Origin of the sequence: Aequorivita sp. KMM 9714 (assembly GCF_011065475.1) — a bacterium.
GTDB classification, from domain to species: domain Bacteria; phylum Bacteroidota; class Bacteroidia; order Flavobacteriales; family Flavobacteriaceae; genus Aequorivita; species Aequorivita sinensis.
Genome location: NZ_JAAGRO010000005.1, coordinates 37,040 through 58,983 on the forward strand (window position 1 = coordinate 37,040; position 21,944 = coordinate 58,983).

At 33.3% G+C, this 21,944-nt stretch carries 20 protein-coding genes and 1 riboswitch; of the genes, 7 read left to right on the forward strand and 13 right to left on the reverse strand.

All coding sequences use genetic code 11. The features are described 5' to 3' along the window. Positions 1 to 23 precede the first annotated feature (23 nt). Positions 24 to 2,876 carry a carbamoyl-phosphate synthase large subunit gene (carB, locus tag G3A46_RS11425; protein WP_165149911.1) on the forward strand — a complete coding sequence of 951 codons (2,853 nt, stop codon included), beginning with the start codon at positions 24 to 26 and terminating at the stop codon, positions 2,874 to 2,876. 121 nt (positions 2,877 to 2,997) lie between these two features. Continuing rightward, positions 2,998 to 3,537, forward strand: a complete 540-nt coding sequence (locus G3A46_RS11430; protein ID WP_206736011.1) for a T9SS type A sorting domain-containing protein — start codon at positions 2,998 to 3,000, stop codon at positions 3,535 to 3,537. 36 nt (positions 3,538 to 3,573) lie between these two features. On the opposite strand, the gene G3A46_RS11435 is transcribed toward G3A46_RS11430, so the two are convergent. From G3A46_RS11435 to G3A46_RS11455, 5 genes are all read right to left on the reverse strand, one after another. Continuing rightward, entirely contained in the window at positions 3,574 to 3,942 is a 369-nt protein-coding gene (locus G3A46_RS11435) for a 6-phosphogluconate dehydrogenase (protein ID WP_165149914.1), read from the reverse strand. Between the two features lie 85 nt (positions 3,943 to 4,027). After that, positions 4,028 to 5,338, reverse strand: coding sequence for a DNA recombination protein RmuC (gene rmuC, locus G3A46_RS11440; RefSeq protein WP_165149916.1), 1,311 nt, complete (start codon positions 5,336 to 5,338; stop codon positions 4,028 to 4,030). A gap of 98 nt (positions 5,339 to 5,436) precedes the next feature. Beyond that, complete coding sequence (locus G3A46_RS11445) at positions 5,437 to 6,231, reverse strand: ABC transporter ATP-binding protein (RefSeq protein ID WP_165149918.1); 795 nt, start codon at positions 6,229 to 6,231, stop codon at positions 5,437 to 5,439. Beyond that, positions 6,231 to 7,262, reverse strand: a complete 1,032-nt coding sequence (locus tag G3A46_RS11450; RefSeq protein WP_165149920.1) for an iron ABC transporter permease — start codon at positions 7,260 to 7,262, stop codon at positions 6,231 to 6,233. Before G3A46_RS11450 ends, G3A46_RS11445 begins: the two co-directional genes overlap by 1 nt. Next, the gene (locus G3A46_RS11455; protein ID WP_165149922.1) at positions 7,262 to 8,410 is read right to left on the reverse strand and encodes an ABC transporter substrate-binding protein; all 1,149 of its coding nucleotides are present in this window, start codon (positions 8,408 to 8,410) and stop codon (positions 7,262 to 7,264) included. The genes G3A46_RS11450 and G3A46_RS11455 overlap by 1 nt, the downstream gene beginning before the upstream one ends. Positions 8,411 to 8,553: 143 nt before the next feature. Beyond that, positions 8,554 to 8,813: riboswitch (cobalamin riboswitch) on the forward strand. A gap of 29 nt (positions 8,814 to 8,842) precedes the next feature. Here G3A46_RS11455 and G3A46_RS11460 point away from each other — a divergent pair. Beyond that, positions 8,843 to 10,675, forward strand: a complete 1,833-nt coding sequence (locus tag G3A46_RS11460) for a TonB-dependent receptor (RefSeq protein ID WP_165149924.1) — start codon at positions 8,843 to 8,845, stop codon at positions 10,673 to 10,675. A 4-nt stretch (positions 10,676 to 10,679) separates the two neighbouring features. Continuing rightward, positions 10,680 to 11,735 carry a DUF5074 domain-containing protein gene (locus tag G3A46_RS11465; protein WP_165149926.1) on the forward strand — a complete coding sequence of 352 codons (1,056 nt, stop codon included), beginning with the start codon at positions 10,680 to 10,682 and terminating at the stop codon, positions 11,733 to 11,735. A gap of 73 nt (positions 11,736 to 11,808) precedes the next feature. Here G3A46_RS11465 and G3A46_RS11470 read toward each other — a convergent pair whose 3' ends face one another. The 7 genes from G3A46_RS11470 to G3A46_RS11500 all read right to left on the reverse strand — a co-directional run bounded on the left by G3A46_RS11470 (position 11,809) and on the right by G3A46_RS11500 (position 19,053). Then, positions 11,809 to 12,747, reverse strand: a complete 939-nt coding sequence (locus G3A46_RS11470) for a hydrogen peroxide-inducible genes activator (RefSeq protein WP_165149928.1) — start codon at positions 12,745 to 12,747, stop codon at positions 11,809 to 11,811. A gap of 117 nt (positions 12,748 to 12,864) precedes the next feature. Further along, positions 12,865 to 14,199 (reverse strand): DUF58 domain-containing protein, encoded by a 1,335-nt coding sequence (locus G3A46_RS11475; RefSeq protein ID WP_165149930.1) that lies wholly within the window; start codon positions 14,197 to 14,199, stop codon positions 12,865 to 12,867. Positions 14,200 to 14,294: 95 nt separating this feature from the next. Then, positions 14,295 to 15,287, reverse strand: a complete 993-nt coding sequence (locus G3A46_RS11480; RefSeq protein ID WP_165149932.1) for a MoxR family ATPase — start codon at positions 15,285 to 15,287, stop codon at positions 14,295 to 14,297. A 4-nt stretch (positions 15,288 to 15,291) separates the two neighbouring features. Beyond that, positions 15,292 to 16,479 (reverse strand): DUF4350 domain-containing protein, encoded by a 1,188-nt coding sequence (locus G3A46_RS11485; RefSeq protein WP_165149934.1) that lies wholly within the window; start codon positions 16,477 to 16,479, stop codon positions 15,292 to 15,294. After that, complete coding sequence (locus tag G3A46_RS11490; protein ID WP_165149936.1) at positions 16,469 to 17,194, reverse strand: hypothetical protein; 726 nt, start codon at positions 17,192 to 17,194, stop codon at positions 16,469 to 16,471. Before G3A46_RS11490 ends, G3A46_RS11485 begins: the two co-directional genes overlap by 11 nt. Next, positions 17,187 to 18,104 carry a hypothetical protein gene (locus G3A46_RS11495; RefSeq protein ID WP_165149938.1) on the reverse strand — a complete coding sequence of 306 codons (918 nt, stop codon included), beginning with the start codon at positions 18,102 to 18,104 and terminating at the stop codon, positions 17,187 to 17,189. Before G3A46_RS11495 ends, G3A46_RS11490 begins: the two co-directional genes overlap by 8 nt. Continuing rightward, positions 18,079 to 19,053: a stage II sporulation protein M gene (locus tag G3A46_RS11500; protein ID WP_165149940.1), complete on the reverse strand. Its 975-nt coding sequence runs from the start codon at positions 19,051 to 19,053 to the stop codon at positions 18,079 to 18,081. Before G3A46_RS11500 ends, G3A46_RS11495 begins: the two co-directional genes overlap by 26 nt. A 38-nt stretch (positions 19,054 to 19,091) precedes the next feature. Between G3A46_RS11500 and G3A46_RS11505 the strand changes: the two genes are divergently transcribed. Both G3A46_RS11505 and G3A46_RS11510 read left to right on the forward strand, forming a co-directional pair. Continuing rightward, on the forward strand, positions 19,092 to 19,817 hold the full coding sequence (locus G3A46_RS11505) for an RDD family protein (RefSeq protein ID WP_165149942.1): 726 nt from the start codon (positions 19,092 to 19,094) through the stop codon (positions 19,815 to 19,817). After that, positions 19,814 to 20,437 (forward strand): trimeric intracellular cation channel family protein, encoded by a 624-nt coding sequence (locus tag G3A46_RS11510; RefSeq protein ID WP_139856471.1) that lies wholly within the window; start codon positions 19,814 to 19,816, stop codon positions 20,435 to 20,437. The genes G3A46_RS11505 and G3A46_RS11510 overlap by 4 nt, the downstream gene beginning before the upstream one ends. An 11-nt stretch (positions 20,438 to 20,448) precedes the next feature. Here the strand turns inward: G3A46_RS11510 and G3A46_RS11515 are convergent, their stop codons facing one another. Continuing rightward, on the reverse strand, positions 20,449 to 21,174 hold the full coding sequence (locus tag G3A46_RS11515) for a peptidylprolyl isomerase (RefSeq protein ID WP_165149944.1): 726 nt from the start codon (positions 21,172 to 21,174) through the stop codon (positions 20,449 to 20,451). Positions 21,175 to 21,257: 83 nt separating this feature from the next. Here G3A46_RS11515 and G3A46_RS11520 point away from each other — a divergent pair, with 83 nt between their 5' ends. Next, positions 21,258 to 21,899 (forward strand): CoA pyrophosphatase, encoded by a 642-nt coding sequence (locus G3A46_RS11520; protein ID WP_165149946.1) that lies wholly within the window; start codon positions 21,258 to 21,260, stop codon positions 21,897 to 21,899. Positions 21,900 to 21,944: the final 45 nt, after the last annotated feature.

Below are 21,944 nucleotides of genomic sequence, written 5' to 3' on the forward strand. Positions count from 1 at the left end.
CACTAAAAAAAACCTTTTAAAAAATGCCTAAAAATCCCTCCATTAAATCCGTTTTAATTATTGGTTCTGGGCCTATCGTAATTGGACAAGCTTGTGAGTTCGATTACTCTGGTTCGCAAGCCTTACGTTCTTTGCGTGAAGATGGTATAGAAACTATTTTAATTAATAGTAACCCAGCCACAATTATGACCGACCCTTCAATGGCCGATCATATTTATTTACTACCGCTTACAACAAAATCACTTATAAAAATCCTAAAGGAGCATCCACAAATTGATGCAGTATTGCCAACTATGGGTGGGCAAACAGCATTAAACTTGTGTATTGAAGCCGACGAAAAAGGAATTTGGAAGGATTTCAATGTAAGACTTATTGGTGTAGATATAGACGCTATAAATATTACTGAAGATAGAGAGCAGTTTAGAGAATTGATGGAGAAGATTGGTGTTGGTATGGCACCACAGGCTACTGCAACCTCTTATTTAGAAGGTAAGGAGATAGCTCAGGAATTTGGGTTTCCTTTAGTTATTAGAGCTTCATACACTCTTGGTGGGGCTGGAGCGTCTATTGTTCATAAAGAAGAAGATTTTGACGAACTATTATCGCAAGGTCTAGAAATATCTCCAATTCACGAGGTAATGATAGACAAAGCTTTAATAGGCTGGAAGGAATACGAATTAGAATTGTTACGTGATAATAACGACAACGTTGTAATTATCTGTACAATTGAAAATATGGATCCAATGGGAATCCATACGGGTGACTCTATTACGGTTGCACCTGCGATGACGCTAAACGATCGCACTTTCCAAAAAATGCGTGATATGGCAATTCACATGATGCGTAGTATCGGTGATTTTGCCGGTGGATGTAATGTGCAATTTGCAGTTAGCCCAGATGATGATGAGGAAATTATTGCAATTGAAATCAACCCTCGTGTTTCACGTTCATCTGCATTAGCTTCTAAAGCAACAGGATATCCTATTGCTAAAATTGCTACAAAACTTGCGATTGGTTATCACTTAGACGAATTAAACAACCAGATTACTAAATCTACTTCAGCTTTATTTGAGCCTACTTTAGATTATGTAATTGTGAAAATTCCACGTTGGAATTTCGATAAATTTGAAGGTTCTGACCGTACTTTAGGGCTTCAGATGAAGTCTGTTGGAGAAGTTATGGGTATTGGTCGATCTTTCCAAGAAGCACTTCATAAAGCTACGCAATCTCTTGAGATTAAACGAAACGGAATTGGAGCTGACGGAAAAGGATATACCAATTACGAGCAGATTCTAGATAAGTTGAAAAATGCAAGCTGGGATCGTGTTTTTGTGATTTATGACGCTATTCAAATTGGAATTCCATTAAGTAGAATTCACGAGATCACTAAAATTGATATGTGGTTCCTTCGTCAATATGAAGAGCTATTCCTGCTTGAAAAGGAAATTTCTAGTTATACTTTAGAAACACTTCCAAGAGAATTGTTATTGGAAGCTAAGCAAAAAGGTTATGGGGATCGTCAGATTGCTCATATGCTGAAATGTTTAGAAAGCCAAATCTATACAAAACGTGAGGAAATGAATATTCAACGCGTTTATAAATTAGTAGATACTTGTGCGGCAGAATTTAAAGCTGAAACTCCTTACTATTACTCAACTTTTGAGAATGATATGCAGCGTGAAGGCGAGAAGCCTTATGCTGAAAATGACAGTATAGTAACCGATAAAAAGAAAATTATTGTTCTTGGTTCAGGTCCAAATAGAATAGGGCAGGGTATTGAATTTGATTACTGCTGTGTGCACGGTGTTTTAGCTGCTGCAGAATGTGGATATGAAACAATAATGATTAACTGTAACCCAGAAACTGTATCTACAGATTTCGACGTTGCTGATAAATTGTATTTCGAACCAGTTTTCTGGGAACATATTTACGATATTATTCGTCACGAAAAACCTGAAGGAGTAATCGTTCAGTTAGGTGGGCAAACCGCACTGAAACTTGCTGAAAAACTTGACAGATATGGAATCAATATAATTGGTACAACATATCAATCACTTGACTTAGCTGAAGACCGCGGAAGTTTCTCAAAACTTTTACAAGAAAATGATATTCCTTATCCAAGATTTGGAGTAGCTGAAACTACAGATCAAGCACTAAAACTTGCTGATGAACTTGACTTCCCATTGTTAATTCGTCCTTCATACGTATTAGGAGGTCAAGGGATGAAAATTGTAATCAACAAACAAGAATTAGAAGAGCACGTTGTAGATTTACTTCGTACTATTCCTAATAATAAATTACTTCTTGATCATTATTTAGATGGTGCAATTGAAGCTGAAGCAGATGCAATCTGTGATGGTGAAAATGTATATATTATAGGAATTATGGAGCATATAGAGCCTTGTGGAGTTCACTCTGGAGATTCTAACGCTACATTGCCTCCTTTTAATATTGGAGAGTTTGTGTTACAGCAAATAAAAGATCACACAATTAAAATTGCGAAATCTTTAAATACTGTTGGACTTATAAATGTACAGTTTGCAATAAAAGATGATGTAGTTTATATTATTGAAGCAAACCCACGTGCATCTAGAACGGTTCCATTTATTGCGAAGGCTTACGGCGAACCTTATGTAAACTATGCAACTAAGGTAATGCTAGGTCATAATAAAGTAACTGATTTTGACTTTAACCCAAAACTTGAAGGATTTGCAATTAAACAACCTGTGTTTAGTTTCAATAAGTTCCCGAATGTTAATAAGCAACTAGGGCCTGAAATGAAAAGTACAGGAGAGAGTATCTTGTTTATAGATAGCTTAAAAGACGATGCTTTTTACGATTTATACGCAAGAAGAAAAATGTATTTAAGTAAATAGAACCTGTATTCTTTTATTGAATATCTATTTTTTATGTTAATTTTTTTGCTTAAATTAGATTGTTAACTCGTTAAGTAAGACTTTTATGAATAAAATTACCCTGTTCTTATGTTTTTTAACCATGAATATTCTCACTGCGCAGAATGTTGTGGAAATTCCATGGGGACAAGGGATTAATGAATCTGTTGCAAGTCCTACTATAGAAGTTGGTGATACAGTTTTATGGACTTGGAAAGATAACTCTCAAAAAAGTGTTACTAGTATTTACGGAGGAAGTGAAGTTTTTGATAGTGGGTTGTTAACCGATTCAAAAAGTCGATTTTCATATACCTTTAATAAAACAGGTGTAACGGAATATCAAAGTCACGGTAATTCGACATTACGAGGCAAGGTAACGGTAGTAAATAAGCTTTCAACTGAAGATAAGTTTATTAAAAACTTGAACTTTTATCCAAATCCAGTAAAAACAGATTTGACTATTACTTCAATTTTTAAAGTAGATAGTTATCAAATTTACAATGTTTTAGGATCCTTAATTTCTGAAGGAAAAGGAGGAAGTAATTACGTTCAAGTGGATATGAGTAGACTAAATAGTGGGTTTTATTTTCTGAAAATAATTTCAGGAAATATGCAAACAACTTTGAAGATTGCTAAAAAATAGACAACTAAAGATTAAATAATTAAAATTCGCCTCAGTTTAATTTCGATTAAAATGGGGCGAATTTTCTTTTTCTACTTTCGTAATGAAATATTTTGTGTCTCCCCAAATAGCAAACGAAGCATATCGTTCGATATAGGTTACCTTAACGTAGCTGCCCTGATATTCTTTTAGCTTTTCAATAACTTCTTTGTCTTTGTCTAAAACAGAAAAAGAAAATATTTGAGCGCCGCTTATACCTTGGCTAATCTCACCTTCCCAAGTTTTTATCGCCACTCCACGATTGCTAAATTTTATTAATTCTCCGGCACGAGTTCCTTCGCTATAGGGTACATAATACAAAAATGCAAAGTATAGAATAAACAATGCCGTTAGACTTCCTAGAATTATGAATAGAATTTTTTTCATTCAATAAATGTACATAAATTTTGTGTAGACTAAAAAAGGGTATTTGTCAAATAAAGTATAGCTTTATTTAATATTTCTATCTTATTTATTCTTCAGAGTTTTTCAATAATTTTTGATCAATATTTTTACTTGTAATCGCCCCAAGCTTTTTTAGTTTTTCAACTCTTCTCACTAAATTTCCTTTGCCTTCAAGTTTTACCAAGGCATTGTCAAAAGAGCCTTGAACGGTGCCTAGTTGTCTTTTTATCTTGTTTAGCTCATCTAGCAGACTAACAAAAGAATCATAAAGTCTACCGGCTTCTGTTGCTATCTCAAGAGTATTTTTCTTTTGATTGTCGTTCTCCCATAAGTTTTCTACTAATCGTAAAGCGGCTAATAGAGTAGAAGGGGTAACAATCATAACTTTTCGTTTAAAAGCTTCTTGGTATAGATTTTTTTGATTGGCAACTGCAATTGCAAATGCTGGTTCAATGGGAACAAACATAAAAATGGTGTCTGGACTGTCATTAATAGCGTGATAATATTTTTTCTCGCTTAGGGTTATGATGTGTTTTTTTATGGACTCAATGTGTTTTTTAAGGTAAACAGGTTTTATTTTTTCATCTTCTTCTGAAACATATCTTTCAAAATCGGTAAGTGAAACTTTACTGTCGATTATCATTTTCTTGCCATCCGGAAGATGAATGATAACATCGGTTTGCAATCTGCCACCATCAGGATTATCATGGCTGTCTTGAATTGTATATTCGCGACCTTTCTCTAAACCAGACTCTTCTAAAACCCTAGATAAAATCATTTCACCCCAATTCCCCTGAATCTTCGAATCGCCTTTTAATGCTTTAGTAAGGTTATCAGCTTCTTGACTTATTTTTATATTTTGCTCATTAAGTATTTGAAGTTGTTTCCCTAATTCTGCATGTGTTTTTACAAAATCGATATTGTTTTTTCCAACTTTTTCTTCGAATTCTTTAATTTTTTGATTCAAGGGTTTTAGTATTCCTTCAATATTTTCTTTGTTGGTTTCAGTGAATTTTTCGGTTTTATCAATCAAAATTTTATCGGCTAACACTGAAAATTTAGCTTCAAAGTCTTTCTCGAAGTTTTTAAAACGTTCCTTTTCCTTATTCAATTCGGCATAAAGTGCATCGTATTCTGCACTTTGACGAGATAGCTGAATGTTCAACTGTTCCTTTTCTTTTTGTAGAAGTTCTTTCTCAGAAGTAAGGGTATTTAATCTTTCGTTTAATTGATCTTCTAGCTTCTTAGCATTTTGAAGTCTTTCTTCAATTTTACTAGTTTCAACTTTGTTTTTTAAACGAGCAAAATAGCCGCCAATTAATGCTCCAATAAATAGACAGGCTACTGCAAAAAGTAGGAATACAAGGGTTTCGTTCAATTTTGTAGAATTAAGTTATTATGAAACAGATGTTTCATTCTTTTTTGATTTTGAATAAAGATAAGAAGTTAAAAGGTAATCAGAAATATTAAAACTCATTAACTTTTAATAATAAAACGCCCTGTTTCTCTATCAAAATCAATGGTTTCTTTTGGAAATAAAGCATCGAATTTCCCCGATTCAATTAGTTTACACGGACTTTCAAAATGATTTTCATCTTTTGCCATTACCAACATTTTATCTGTCAGCTGAATTGCTAAATCAATTTCGTGGGTTGAAAAGAATATCGTTTTTTGGGTTTCTGAAGCTAGTTTCTTTAATAATTTAAGAACATAGGCCCGATGATAGATGTCGAGGTGTGTTGTTGGTTCGTCAAGAATTATTATAGGTGTATCTTGTGCTATAGCTCGTGCTATTGCCACTCGTTGCATCTGTCCATCACTTAATTCAAAACATTTTCGATGGGCTAGTGTAGTGGTTTCAGTTGCTTCTAAAGCGAAATTTATTGCATTTTTATCTTCTTCCGATAGGGTTCCAATCCAATTGGTATAAGGTTGCCTACCTAGGGAAATCATTTCTAAAACTGATAAGTTTTTAGAGGCTGGAGCTTCAGTCAACACAACGCTTAATTCAGTTGCAAGCTCAAAAGAAGTATAGCTATTAATGTGTTTTTCATTCAGAAACACATCGCCTTTTAAAGGGTTTTGCATTCCAGTTAAAGTACGTAAAAGTGTAGATTTTCCAATGCCATTTGCACCTACAAGTCCGACTAATTCACCTTGTTTAATTGAAAAGTTAATCTCTTTAGCAATAACAGAATCGCTCTTTTTGTTGGAGTATCCAACAGCAAGATTTTTAGCTTCTAAAATGATATTTTTTTCTTCTGAAGCCATTAAAAAAATAATTTTCGTTTACGAACTAAAAGCCAAATTACAACCGGTGCACCTATTAGTGAGGTTATTGCGTTAATTGGTAATGTGAACTCGCTAAATGGTAATTGAGCAATGGTGTCGCAGATTAACATTAACAAACTCCCACAAAGTAAAACAGCCGGAAGTAAAATTAAGTGATTTGAAGTTTTATAAAACTGTCGCACCAAATGCGGTACTGCTAAACCTACAAAGGCAATCGGACCAACAAAAGCCGTAATTCCTCCTGCCAAAATACTTGTTGCTAATATGATTATAAAGGTTGTTTTTTTAATGTGAATTCCCATACTTTTCGCATAGTTTTCACCTAATAATAGTGTGTTTAAAGACTTACTACTCGAGATGCTCAAGATTAGTCCAGCGAAAAAGCAAATGCTTAATATTGTTACACCTTGCCAAGATTGATTTCCTAAGCTGCCAAACGACCAAAATATATACTGCTGTAATTGTTCTGCACTACTAAAGTATGATAAGACCGAAACTACTGCAGTAGTTACACTCCCAAACATAAGTCCGATAATTAAAATAGCCATAGTATCTTTTATTCTGAATGTAACAGCTAGCACTGCCAATAACACTAAAAAGCTACCAAAAGCTGAAGCGATTACTAAGCTCCACTGACTTAGTAACACTGTTCCAAAAAAGCCTCCAAATGCACTTGCACCTAAAATTAAAATAGCAACTCCTAAGCTTGCTCCACTGCTTAAACCTAAAACAAATGGACCTGCTAGAGGATTTCTAAACAAGGTTTGCATCAACAATCCCGAAATTGCTAAGCCGCCTCCTGCTAGCATTGCGGTAATTGCTTTTGGAAGTCTATAATCAATTAGTATATACTCCCAAGTAGCTTTTGTTGAGCCATTTCCAATGAATACCGAAATGATTTCTTTAAGTGGAATTGAAACAGAGCCAATACTCAAATTCACCAAAAATGCAGCGAGCAGCACTATTAAAAGTACCGAAAAATGAATTCGATATGATTGCGAAGTCTGCATTAGTTTAATTTATCGAAAAAATGAAATTTATGATTTAGCAACATTTCAGGATGTAGAATTTTAATCAAATCCTTTAGCACTAAATCTGGCCTATTTGGAGCTAATTCGTAATAAATTACACCTCCCTTTTCACCTTTTTTCATACTATAGGAATATACTTCCCCAGTTTTATAGGCTTTGAATTGGGTATAAGCTTGACTGCCTTCTTTTATTTCTTCTAAAGAATTAAACTGCGCTGGGCCAATCCAAACATCTGCTTCAATACCTTTGTCTAATACCGATTCTAAACTTAAAGAAAGACTGCCAGTTCCTTCAGAATCTTTCCAAAGGTAATCTCCGTTAGCATCTTGTATAAACTGTGCCCCCCAACTATTTCCCTGTGGCATATACCAAACATCTTTGTACATAGCTCCACTAATTACGGTAGGCTTTTTTTTAGCTTCAGAAGCCAAATTTTTAGCTGAAATATATTCCGATTCAATTTTACTGAAAATGCTGTCGGCTTCTTTTTCTTTGTTGTAAAGCGCACCAAAAAATTTTATCCATTCAGCTTTTCCTAAAGGAGAAACCTCTGTCCAGTCTGAATTATAAAGTACAGGAATTCTTGCATTTTGTATTGTTGAAAACGCAGAGTTGTTGCCATCAACAGCAAAACCAATAACAGCATCGGGAGAAAGATCGATAAGAATTTCAGTGTTTATGTCTTCGTTTTTACCCAACTCCTTAATTTCATTGTTTGAAATTCTTTTTCTAGTCTCTTCCGAAGAGATATAGTTTAAATTAGGAAAGCCAATTAAAGTATTTGTTTCTCCTAACATTTCTAAGGAAGGAATGTGAGTAGTAGAAGTTACAACTATCTGCTTAATAGGAATTTCAACCACTGCATTATAGTTTTCTGGATTTGGAAGAGAACCATTTTTCTCAACTAGAGCATAGATGAAAGTTTTATCTGTTCCTGGCCAAGGATTTTTTAAAGTGATTGTTTTATAACCTTCGTATGCTTTAATTTCAAAGCCATTAGCATATTTTACTTCAAGTTTTTTGCCTTCACCTGAAACACTTTCTGTAGATTCTTTAGTTTCATTTTTACAAGAGATAAATACTAAAGTGAAAAAGAATAAAACAATAAGATTTTTAAAACTTGGCATTATTGGCTGTTTAATATTTTCGAGATGCGCAAAGGTATCACAAAGTTGCAGAAAGATTCAATAGCATATTTTTTAAAATACTATTCAGAGACTTCAATAATAATCTTTACAATAATTTCTTTTCATCGCTGAAATTAACGACTATCTTTGCATCGAATTTTGGTGAGCATATTTAAAAATGCTCTTAAAAGGGAAATAGGTAAAAGATTTAAATGCTTTTTACTCGAATGTTTAATTCGGCATTATAAAAAAATCAATAATCCTATGCTGTTCCCGCAACTGTGAGTCGGCCTTGATAAATTTGAGGCATGCATACTTCAAAACCACTGTCTTGATAATTATAGAGATGGGAAGGTAGCAAAAAAGACAAGCCAGGAGACCTGCCAGATTCATAACATAAAAATATCAAACTTTCGGGATAAAGGTTGAATTATGAAAAATCTACATTACCATATCATCTTGGCTATTTTCTTGTGTTCAACTTCAGTTGTGGCACAATTGGATACTATTCAGCAGTTACCTGAAGTATTGCTTACCGACTCAAAACTTGTACACTTTTCTAAAGGGTTCAAGGTCGAAAAAGTAAATGATTCGATTGTTGAAGGAAACGCTACGTCATTAACTGAAACACTTAGATATAATTCTTCAATCTATTTTAAAGAAAATGGTTTAGGGATGGTTTCATCTCCTTCATTTAGAGGAACAAATGCTTCGCAAACTGCTGTTATTTGGAATGGAATTAATATAAATTCAATTTTTACAGGTCAAACTGATTTTAATGTGATTTCTCCTTTAAACTACGACGAAATATCAATCAGAAGTGGTGGTGGGGGAGTTCAATATGGAAGTGGAGCAGTAGGTGGTAGTATTCATCTAAACAATACTTACACTTTTAAAAAAATAAATAAAACCAATGTAGGATTGCGCTACGGAAGCTTTTCTACGATAGCTGCAAATGCAAATACCACTCAAACTTGGGATAATCATTATCTAAATGTAGGTGTAGATTTTTTACGTTCAGAAAATGATTACGACTATGTAGGAAAGGATAAAATAAATAAACATGGGCAGTTTTTACGTTTTTCAGCCAAAGTAAATGAAGCTCGGCGTATAAGAAATGGTGTTGTTACTTGGAATTCGGAGTACGTGTATAACGATAGAAACTTTTCAGGTAGCCTTAATACCATAGGAAAAGATGCTTATAAAGATATTGCAACGAGAAACTTATGGCAGTTACAAAAACAAATAGGAATATTTAATACAAAAGCTAGTTTCGCACACCTGTACGAACAGTTTAGGTATATTCCAGATAGTGAAAAATCAAATTACGACAAAGGACAAGCAAACAGCTTTATTGGTGGATTACAGACAGAAGTCCTATTTAAAAATAAGATTCGTTTAAATGGAAAAGCTGAGTACACTTTATTAAATGGAAACGGTGATAATGTTGGCGATAATTTCCGTAGAACCTTGGCTGCAGTTTTATTATTAAATCATAAGGTTTCTGATAAACTCAACTACGGAGTTAATTTTAGAAAGGAATTTCTAAATGATTATGATAACCCGATTCTGTTTTCAGCAGATGCAAAATACAAAGTTTCCGAGTTTTATTCACTTCGAATAAATGGTTCTAAAAACTACAGAATCCCAACATTTAACGACCTTTATTGGTACGCTGGCGGAAATATTGACTTAAAACCAGAAACTTCATATCAAGTAGAACTTGGGCAGGAAATTCCTTTTGGAAAACTAAATGTTGATGTTGCTGCTTATTACATTAAATCTGAGGACTTAATAAAATGGACGCCAAGAAGTGGTGGTATTTGGGAGCCTGAAAATATAAGTGAAACAAGAAACTTTGGAGCTGAAGTTACTTTTGATTATAATGTGGAAATAGGCAAATCACAGTTTTTAAATTTGAATGCTAACTATTCCTATACGAAAGCTGAAGATTTAAAAAAAGAGAAACAATTAATCTACGTTCCTTATCACAAAGCAGCTGGATCGGTAACTTATAGCTATAAAAAGCTTTCAGTTTATTTACAAGGATTGTTTAATGGTGAAGCTTATACAACTACCGATAACAGTGAAGTTGTGGATGCTTATTCTTTGTTGAATCTTGGTGCAGATTACACATTTCCTTTCAATCCGAATATAAAACTAGGCGGTCGGGTAAAAAATGTTTTCAATAAATATTATGAAAATGTAGCCTATAGACCAATGCCTTCACGAAGTATCGAAATATTTTTAAACTTTAATATATAACTAAATGAAAACAATAAAAAGATCACTCTTAATTGCTTTATCAACATTATTTTTTGTCGCTTGTAGTAGTGATGATGACAATCAGCCGGTTTACGAACCTGCTGCATATGAGAACGGAGTTCTAGTTACTAACGAAGGTCCATTTATGAATGGAAGCGGAACAATAACTTATATATCTAATGACTATGCAACTGTTTCACAAAACATTTACAGAACTGTAAATGGTAAAGAACTTGGGAATATTGTTAACTCAATGGGTTTTAATAACGAAAACGCTTACATAGTTGTAAATAATTCTAATAAAATTATGGTTGCTAACCGTTACAGTTTTGAAGCCATAGACTCTATTACAACAGGACTTGATAATCCACGATTTTTTGAAAGTATAGACGGGAACAAGGGATACATTACAAACTGGGGAGATCCAAACGACAACTCAGATGATTACGTAGCTGTTGTTGATTTAAGAACTAACGAGATTTCTGCAAATATTTCAGTAGCATTTGGACCAGAAAAAATGATTTCTCACAACAATAAAGTATATGTAGCTCACCAAGGTGGTTTTGGACAAAATAATGTGATTTCTGTAATTTCTGGAACTTCTGTAGAAAGTACTATTACTGTAGGTGATGCTCCAAATTCGATGGTAGTTAAAGGCAACAATCTTTATGTGCTTTGTGGAGGAATGCCTAGTTATACAGGAAATGAAACTGCAGGTTCGTTAGTGAAAATAGACCTATCATCAGGTCAGGTTTCAGAAACTTTTGCTTTTGAAACAACACAACACCCAAGTAATCTAACAATCGACGGCGATAACTTGTTTTACAGCTTAGATGGAAAAGTTTACAAAGTAAATTCTTCATCAGTTACATTACCAGGAACTGACATCATTGAAGGATACTTTTATGTACTACAAGCTAATGATGGTAAGCTTTACGCTACCGACGCAGGTGATTTTGCTAGTAAAGGTTCTTTATATATTTATGATCTTTCTACAAATCAACAAATACAAGACTTTCAAACTGGAATAGTTCCTGGTGGAATTTATTTCAACAATTAATTGTTTTTATATAGCCAAAAAAGTCCATTTGATTAGTTTCAAATGGACTTTTTAGTTTATAGGAATTTCTTTATTATTTTTTCAGAGGACTAATTATCTTAACATCTTGGAATGCTATCGCACCGCGAATTATACCTGAAATAACGTCGTATAGAACATTAGTGATTTGCATTTTAAGTTCACTTTTACTGTAAATTAAACTTACCTCACGAGCAGGAGATGGTTCTTTAAAGTATTTTAAATTCTTGGTTTGATTAGGGGAAACATCTAATGTGTGAAGATAGGGTAGAAGTGTCATCCCTAAACCTTCGTCAGCAAGTTTTACAAGCGTTTCAAAACTACCGCTTTCAAGTTGGAACTTTTCGAAGCTTCCATTTTTAGAAGCTTTACACAGGTTAATAATACCATCTCTAAAACAATGACCATCTTCTAATAATAATACATCTTCAATGTCTAAATCTTTTGCTTCTATAGTATCTTTAGATGCTAATCGGTGATTTTCTGGGATGTAGGCTACAAACGGCTCGTAATAAATAGGGCGTTCTTTGATTCTTTCCTGTTTTAAAGGAGTTGCAGCAATAGCCGCATCTAAATATCCATCATTAATTTTAGTGATTATTTCATCTGTATTCAACTCCTCGATTTTTAAATGAACCTTTGGATAGCGAGTTGAAAATGTTTTTAAAAACATTGGCAACAAGGTTGGCATAACAGTAGGAATAATACCAAGTTTATAAGTACCACCAATAAAGCCCTTTTCTTGATCTACAACATCCTGCATTCGCTCAGATTCGTTAACGATATTTCGGGCTTGTTCTACTATTTTTTGACCTACAGAGGTAAGTTCAATCGGCTTTTTGGTACGATCAAAAATTTGAATTTCAAGTTCTTCCTCCAATTTTTGAATCTGCATACTAAGCGTAGGCTGAGTAACAAAGGTTTTCTCAGCGGCCTTTGTAAAATTTTGGCTCTCTGCTACAGCCAAGACATATTTTAATTGAGTAATTGTCATTGTAAACTTTATTTATACAAATATAAATCTATTATCAAATATTTCTATTTCTACCTTAAGATAATAGCAGGCTTAGTTATAATGAAATGAATATATATTCAAAGTTGAAATTATCAATTAGATCATCCCTCTGGCTTTAATCTCTAAATATTTGTTGATGGTATTTACCGTAAGGTTCTCAGGTGAAGTTAAAATTGATTGAATTCCATATTTGTGAAGCTCATTTACAATAAGTTTCTTCTCAAAAATGAATTTTTCGGCAATTGTCTTTTCAAAAATTTGATGCGTGGTTTTCGCTTCTTTATTTAAAAATGATTTTAATTCGGTATTTTCAAAGAAAATAACTACCAACAGATGCGTTTTGTTTATTGCCTGTAAATACGGCAATTGACGATGAAGCGCATCCATGGTTTCAAAGTTTGTGTAGAGTAATAAAAGGCTTCGCTGTTTAATATGGCGCTTTACATCTACATATAAACGAGAAAAATCGCTTTCTGAAAAATCTGTTTCTATATTATAAAGTGTTTCCAAAATTAAATGCATTTGCGCATTTCTACGCTGGGCTATAACTCTATCGCTTACTTTTCTTGAAAAAGTGAACATTCCAGCTTTATCGTGCTTCTTTAATACAATGTTAGAAATTACAAGGGTCGAATTTATAGCGTAATCTAATAAGCTTAAATTATTAAAAGGCATTTTCATTACCCTTCCTTTATCAATTACAGAATAAACTGGCTGCGATTTTTCATCTTGAAATTGATTAACCATTAGGTTATTGCGCTTGGCAGTAGCCTTCCAATTAATATTTCTTATGTCATCTCCAGTATTGTAGTCTTTAATTTGCTCAAATTCCATAGTGTGGCCAATTCTCCTTATTTTTTTAAGGCCAAACAATTTGAGTTTATTGGAAAAAGCTATAAAATCATATTTTTTAAGCTGAAGAAACGACGGGTAGTTAGGAACCATACCTTCTGCCGAAAATTGCTGCTTTCGTGCAACTAGTCCTAATACCGATGAAGTAAATACATTCAAGTTACCGAAGTGATACTCGCCACGCTCTGTAGGTCTAACTTGATAGTTGAAAATTTTCTCTTCTGAAGGATTTAATATCGCTTCAATTTTAAAGTCACGAATCTGCCATTGTACGGGTAATTCGTCAATAATTTTAAGTGAAACTTTAAATTGGTATCGATTAATAACCTTTATTTCAATCGGATTTTCGTCGCCATTGGAAAGTTTTTCAGGTAAAACTCTGTCAGCTTGAATTCCAATTTTATTTCGAAAAAGTAAGAAAATATCAAAAAATACTGCTAGAATAAACAAATAGAAAAACAGCCTAATTACACCAAACAACTCTGGAAAGAAATACGCCCCCACAAACAAAACTGCAAGTGAGAACAGCACGATGAAAAATCGCTGTTTTAAGTATAAGCTTTTAAGGAATTTCTTCAATTTATAAATTTAATCAGGGTTTCTATTTTATTATTATCATTTTACTTACAATAGTCATTCTGTGTTAGTAAGACTCAGCAAAATAGTTTTTACGACTATCTAGGGATTTCAATAGTTTCTATAATCTGTTGCACCACTTTGTCTGCTGTAATTCCTTCCATTTCGCGCTCTGGGGTAAGCATAATTCTATGTCGAAGTACCGATGGAGCAATTTTCTTTATATCGTCTGGAGTAACAAAATCACGCCCGTTAATAGCTGCGAGTGCCTTGGAAGCATTCATTATTGCTAGAGAAGCTCGTGGCGATGCACCTAGATATAAGTTTGAGTTAGAACGCGTATTATCAACGATAGCGGCAATATACTTTAGTAAATTACTCTCGATAATTATTTGCTTAATTGTGTCTTGATACTCGGCGATTTCTTGTGCATTAAGTATGGGTGAAATATTGTCTAAAACCAACTTATCCTTACGACTGTGTTCATTTTCTAAAATTTGAACTTCTTCTTCCAGACTAGGGTAGGGCACATTTATTTTAAATAGAAAACGGTCTAATTGCGCTTCAGGTAGTGCGTATGTTCCTTCTTGCTCTACCGGGTTTTGAGTGGCGAAAACCAAAAAAGGAGGATTCATTTCATACTTTTTACCGTCCATAGTAACTTGACGTTCTTCCATTACTTCAAAAAGGGCGGCTTGAGTTTTAGCAGGTGCACGGTTTATTTCATCAATTAAAATAATATTGGAAAAAACAGGACCCTTTTTAAATTCAAACTCGTTGGTTTTTACATTGAATATTGAAGTACCTAGAATATCACTAGGCATTAAATCTGGTGTAAACTGAATTCTACTAAAGTCTACCGACATTGTTTTGGCTAAGAGTTTGGCAGTTAAAGTTTTTGCGACTCCTGGCACACCTTCAATTAATGAATGACCGTTGCTAAGTATCGAAATAATTAGCATTTCCAACATATCGTGTTGTCCAACGATTACTTTTCCTAGTTCCGTTTTTATTCTTTCGGTGGCTTCCTGTAAATTTTTTAAATCAATTCGCGAGTTAAACTCTAACGGATTTTCCTGTGTATCTTCCATAATTTTACAATCTAAATTCTTCTATTTGTTTGTTTAGCGCAAGCAAGTCGGCTTCGCTATGAACAGATTTTTCTTTTAAGTTTTTAATAAGATGCATCAATTTTTGAGTGTCTTCTAGAGTGTTTCCACTTTTTAAAGCCAATTTTTTGATTAAATCTTCTGTAATGTCATTCGTATTCAAAAAGTATTTTGCTCGAAGTGTTTCTGAAAAGTACTTTATTTTTTTAGCAATTATATCGCTGTAATCTTTATGCTGAAAATATAAATCGGCAATAGTTTTGGTGAATTCTACTGAAGTGTTTTCTAGTGGTTCAATCACTTCTACAATGCGCTGTTCACGTTTTCCTTTAAAAAGAACGAAAATTATTAACCCGCAAATTAAAACGTAGTACGCCCAAATAAGGGGTTCTTGATTTAATACAAATCGCATAGGCGAAGTAACTACTTTTCGACCCGACTTTAAATATTCATCTAAATATATATGCTCTGCTTCAATATACGATATCAAATTTGCAGCGTATTGCTCGTTGTTTTTAAGGAGGTAATAGTTGGTGAAAGCTTCAGGCAAAGTATGAAGTAAAAATGCACCGTTGCCATATTTTACTTTTATAAAGTTTAAGTCGTCTAATTTATCTTTATTTGAATCATAGTAACCTAAAGCTTTAGTTTTTAAGGTGTCTATTGCTGAAAATGAAGTTTTAAATATTCCCTTTTTAAATTTTGGTAATTGTTTTTCTTTTAAAGAAGGTGAAAAGAATGTTGGAGTAACCTCTTCTTCTAAAACGCTGTAGCTTGTATGTAAATTAATTTTTAATGTATCCTGTAAAATATTCCCATAACTACGTGAAGAAATAAAAACTGTATTTCCTTTTTCAACGTATTTTAATAATATTTGAGTTTGTCTTTTATCAAAATTCAACTCTTCATTTATAAATATATATGCTGAGTTTTTGTTGTAGGTGCTATCGACTAAAAACGAGTAAGGATCTTTGTCAATATTTTCTATTTCTGAATCTTTAAATAGCGAAGTAGCTTCTTCAAAAAACACAAAACTGCCAAAAGGGATTTTATCTACTGAGGTGTAACTCGGTCTCCAATCGATAGGTTTTGGCCTTACAATTTCTGTAATTAGGATTAACAATAATGTTAGCCCAAATATCCATAGTACTCTTTTTGAACGTTTATCTAGCATTGTTTAAGTTTTGATTTAAACGTTCAAAATCTCTTTGGGCACTTAAAAATCCAGTTTTGTTAAGTGCAAATTCGCCATACCAAATATTGTCGTATAGGTAGGATGCTTTTTTAAAATCTTCTTTTAGTCCTTGATTTTCAATCTCTCGATAATAGTCGCTGTTAGTTTTTTCATAGTGCCAATCGATAATATTATTTTGTGAAAGTAGTTTTAAAGATTTTAAGTACATATATCGGATTGCCAGTCGGTAATTTTCTTCCTGAAGAGCATTTTTTATATAGCTATCAAGATCGACGTTTTCAATATGCTGCTCTTTTATATTTAGTGGTGCTATCACTTGCTTTTTTCTGCTGAATAATGAAGAAGCATTATTACCAACTAATAATTTAACAACAATATAAATAGCAAAAAATATCAGTAATCCATAGATGAAATTCTTTATAAGCTCGAACATTTCAGGTGAAAGTTCAAATCCAAAAATTTCGCCTAGAGTTTTGAAAAACCAATTAATTGCACGGCCTAAATAATTCTCGGCTTCTCCTTCAATTTTATCATAATCAAAATCTCTGCCTGAATATTTATCAGATAAGCCTTCAGAAAATTGCTTTCGGACAACATTTTCATTTTCGACAATTACGGATAGAGAATCTTTTACAAATGCAGTTGCGGCAAATGAATTCAGTAAAAAAAATGATATGAAGATAAATCTATTCACTTGCTCCAATTTGATCTATACGTTCGCGAGTTGCTTCATTGTAGGTTTCTTCGTGAAGGGAATAATATAAAATACCGTTTATAAATTGAAGCATAGATTGATTAAGTGTATATAATATAAGTACAATAGATAGGGCAATTGTCCAAACAACATTAGCTACAGCCGAATTTGCTAAATCTACACCTGAATCTAGGGAATGAAATGCGTAAACGCTAATTAAAACACCTGGGATAATAAGTACAACCATCATTAGTAAGCTAAGGAGAATACTAATTATTAAATTTGATAATACACATTTCCAGAAATACAATTTTAATAATTTCCAACCCTCACCAAAGGCATCAGTGACCTCTCGATTGTCGTTAATTAATGCCATAAAAGAAAGTCCACTCCAACTGGTAAATCCTAAAATCATAAGATAATAAGCGAGTGTACCCAATAAAGGGATAAAAGAAATAATTACACCTACCACTACAAGACCCAAATACATCAACATCATTAATACAATGAAGAGTATAATTTTTCCGAGGTTATCTTTTACTACCTCCCAAACTTTTCTTTTTACAACTTCTTTTCCTTTATTTCCTTCATATTGAATAACATAAACTGCGGCTAAACTGTAGTTTAAAATTGCTGTAAGTAGAAATAGAAAAATGAAACCAAGAGCTCCTAGCGCTATATAGATGTTATAAATTGAAGAGTCAGACCCAATTGTGTTGGATGAAAGACTTCCTACAAAGCCTGTAACCATCAAGTAGCTCACTCCTAAAAAACCAAGAATAAATATTCCATTATAACTAATGAAAATATTTAAAAAGGGTTTAAAGTTCTGTTTAAAAAAATCGAAGTATGTAGTTATAATTTCACCTACATCTCGTTGTTGTTTAAGCGGTATGTATTTTTTTAGCATTTGTTTTATGTAGGATAATTGGATATATAATGTAATAGTAAATAATCAGAATCAAAGACAAGAAAATAATAGTCAATGCTAACCATACAGGCATATTGCTGTAACGTGTAATAAAGCCTTCAATAAATCCAGCTATAATAAAAAAAGGTATGGTGCTAACCACGATTTTAAGTCCGTCTTTTGCACCTCTTAAAAATGAAACTTTCCTCGAATACGTTTTTGGGAAAAGTATGCTATTTCCCATTACCATTCCTGCGCATCCAGCAATAACGATTACAGAAATTTCAATCGTTCCGTGAAGCCAAATGCTTTTTGAAGCTTCAAAGAGTAAATCTCGGTTATAGAAAAAAGTAAAAAAAGCTCCTAGCATTACTCCATTACTAAATAGCACATACGCAGTTCCCACCGAGGTGATAACTCCGAAGGCATAAGCCAAAAACGCAACCCGAATATTATTGATGGTTATTCCTAAAAACGTGCCTATCTCGCTTCCGCTTTTGTAAATAGCAGTAGGGTCGCCTTTTTCAATATTATTTATTGTTTCGTTTACATAAGAATCCCCGAGGATTAGTCGAACAAATGAATCGTCGTTTACTGCTGAAATCACTCCAATAGCCGTTGCTACTGCAAAAAGTAAAAACGAATAAAATAGCATTCGGTGGTGCTGGTAAAAGAATAAAGGAAACTCGTCCTTCCAAAAACTTACAAGCCGATTTTTGGATTCTTTTTTATTTTTATAAATCTTTTGATGAGCTTGTGAAGCTAATGAATTTAAATACTGAAGTGTTTTGCTATCAGGGTAATATGTCTGCGCATAAGCGAGGTCGTTTGTAAGCTGAATATAGTCGTCGGCAAGCTGATCTGGATTTATTTTTGAATTAAGTGTAATTGCTTTTTCAAATGCAATCCATTTTGCCTTATTTTGCTTGACGAATGCTGCCTCGCGCATCTTTTAATTTTTTGATAAATATAACCACTTGCTTTTAAATGGCAAACCTAGAAATAAATACTTCTCAAAACGTAAATCTAGACTACAAGATTGTAAGTGTAGGTGAGAGGATTCTAGCTTTTTTGATAGATATCTTTCTGTTTTTTGTGTATTTCTATATTGTAGAGTTAATTACAGATGCAATGCATGTGGCATTTAGTGATCAATGGACTGTATTTGGGCTACAACAACTATTGTTTTTACCGGTAATGTTTTATTCTTTGTATATGCATATTCTTTTTGATGGAAGAACAGTAGGGAAGATGGCAATGAAAACTAAGGTTGTAAAGGTAGATGGTAGTCCTGCTCATTGGAGTGATTACCTGATTCTATGGATGCTCAGATTGGTGGATTTATGGATATTTTTAGGATCTATTGGTTTGTTATCTATTATTTTTTCAGACAAACGTCAACGAGTTGGAGACCATGCTGCCGGAACTGTCGTGATAAGCACAAAAAATAAAGTAAATATTAGTCATACAATTTTAGAAGAAATTGAAGATAACTATCAGCCAAAGTTCTTGAATGTTACTGATCTTACAGATAAGGATGTAAGACTAATAAAAGAAACATATATTATTGCATTAAAATCTAATGATTTCAATACCTTGAAATTACTTCGAAATAAAGTTGAAAGCGTATTAGGAACATCATCAGACTTATACGATAAACAGTATATTGATACAGTACTAAAAGATTATAACCACTTTACACAAAACATGTGAGTTTAATATTAGTTTTAGATATAATAGGAACATTGGCCTTTGCAATTTCTGGGGTGCTTACAGCACTTCATAAAAGGCTAGATCCATTTGGGATTTTGATAATTGCTTTCGTTGCAGCCGTAGGTGGGGGGACATTGCGAGACGTTTTAATTGGGGCTCCAATTGCTTGGATGGTAGACTTAACCTATGTGTATGTGATTTTTGGAGCTACAGTATTTTCGGTAATTTTCAGAAAAAGACTAGGTTATATTCGAAGATCTTTATTCTTATTTGATACGATTGGGATAGCACTTTATACAATTGTAGGTGTAGAAAAAGGTATAGCGGCAGGTTTTTCACCAATTATATGTATTTCCTTAGGAACAATGACAGCGTGTTTTGGTGGAGTATTGCGAGATATTCTATGTAATGAAATCCCAATCATTTTTAGAAAAGAAATTTACGCAACTGCATGTATTATAGGAGGGGCTGTTTATTTTATATTGTTGAAAACAGTAATTCCATTAGACTTTATTGTAATAATATCAGGTTCGATTGTATTTATAGTTCGTTTGCTGGCAGTATACTTTAGACTTTCATTACCCAACATCTATACAAAGGAAGAGTTGGAGCAGCAATAATAGCTTTTGCTTCATTCCACAACCTTCGCAGAAATATAAATGTTTTCTAATGGCCAATCGCCATCGTCTGCTTTTACATTTGAAATTTTTTCCACTACATCCATCCCTTTAATAACGTTTCCAAAAATGGTGTACTTTCCATTTAAATGTGAGGTTGAAGACTTAGGGCCGTGGAATATAAAAAACTCATAAGGGGCTGTTCTGTGGTCTGGATTTTCACGGTATTCTTTAGCTCCAGAAACAGTTCCGTATTGGTGAATTCTACCAGGAATAATTTCTGCAGGTAGTAAATACTCGTTGCCTAATGCAGCTCGTTTACGGGGTGTAGAAACTAAATCACTATTTCCACCCTGAATTATAAAATTAGGAACTACACGATGAAAAAAGGTTTCATCAAAGTATTTTTGTTTTACTAAATAAATGAAGTTTGCTCGATGTAAGGGAGTGTCTTTATACAACTCAATTACAATGTCACCATATCTACTTGTGATTAAAACCTTCGTTTCAGGGTTGTTTTTTCCGTATTCGGTTAAAAACTCAACTACGTTTTCACTTGTTATTTTAGGATAATCAGCCTTTGTGTCTTTTTCAACTTTAGTTTCATCTTCAACTTCAACCTCTTTTTTGGTTTTAGTTTCAACTACAGTTTTAGTTGCCTTTTTCTTATCTTCACAACTTGCAAATATTACACAGCCAATAGCTAGATAGGCGAAGTAGACAATAAATTTCTTTTTCATTTAATTAAATATTTGATAAAATTGAAGATGTGATGTTCAAATTATTCATCTTCGTAGTTTAATAATTAATAGGCTTTTTATAAATGAATTTCCGTGAGTTTGAAAAACGAATTGTAAAAGTAAGAAAAATGGAACTTCCAGGTGAAGCAGTGCAGTTTAAAATGGCGCCTGAAGAGCGATTAAAGGAGCTAAAAGAAACCGCTAGACTTAAATATACTGCAAAAAAAGCCGGAGTAATGTCGTTGTTTTATCCCACAGAAACGTTAGAAACACGTTTAATATTAATACTTCGGAAGACTTATAAGGGGGTGCACTCTGCTCAAGTAGGTTTTCCTGGTGGAAAACTTGAAGCTATAGACAATTCGTTGCAAGATGCTGCACTTCGCGAAACAGAAGAGGAGGTTGGGGTTTCTAGAAATGCTATTTCGGTATTAAAAGAACTTACAGAAATTTATATTCCTCCGAGCAATTTTTTTGTGCAACCATTCTTAGGAATTACAACGGAACCTCCAAAATTTGTAGCTGAAGAAAAAGAGGTTGAAGCTTTGATTGAAGTAGCTTTACACGATTTTATGAATGATGAAAATATAATTACTCAAACACTATCCACTTCTTACGCTACGAGCATAAATGTGCCAGCTTTTAATCTAAATGGTTATGTAGTATGGGGTGCTACTGCAATGATGCTCAATGAGGTGCGAGAAATGCTTAAAAAAGTTCTATAAAAGCATATTTTAGTATATTTGCGTTTAATCAACTTGATTGTTAAT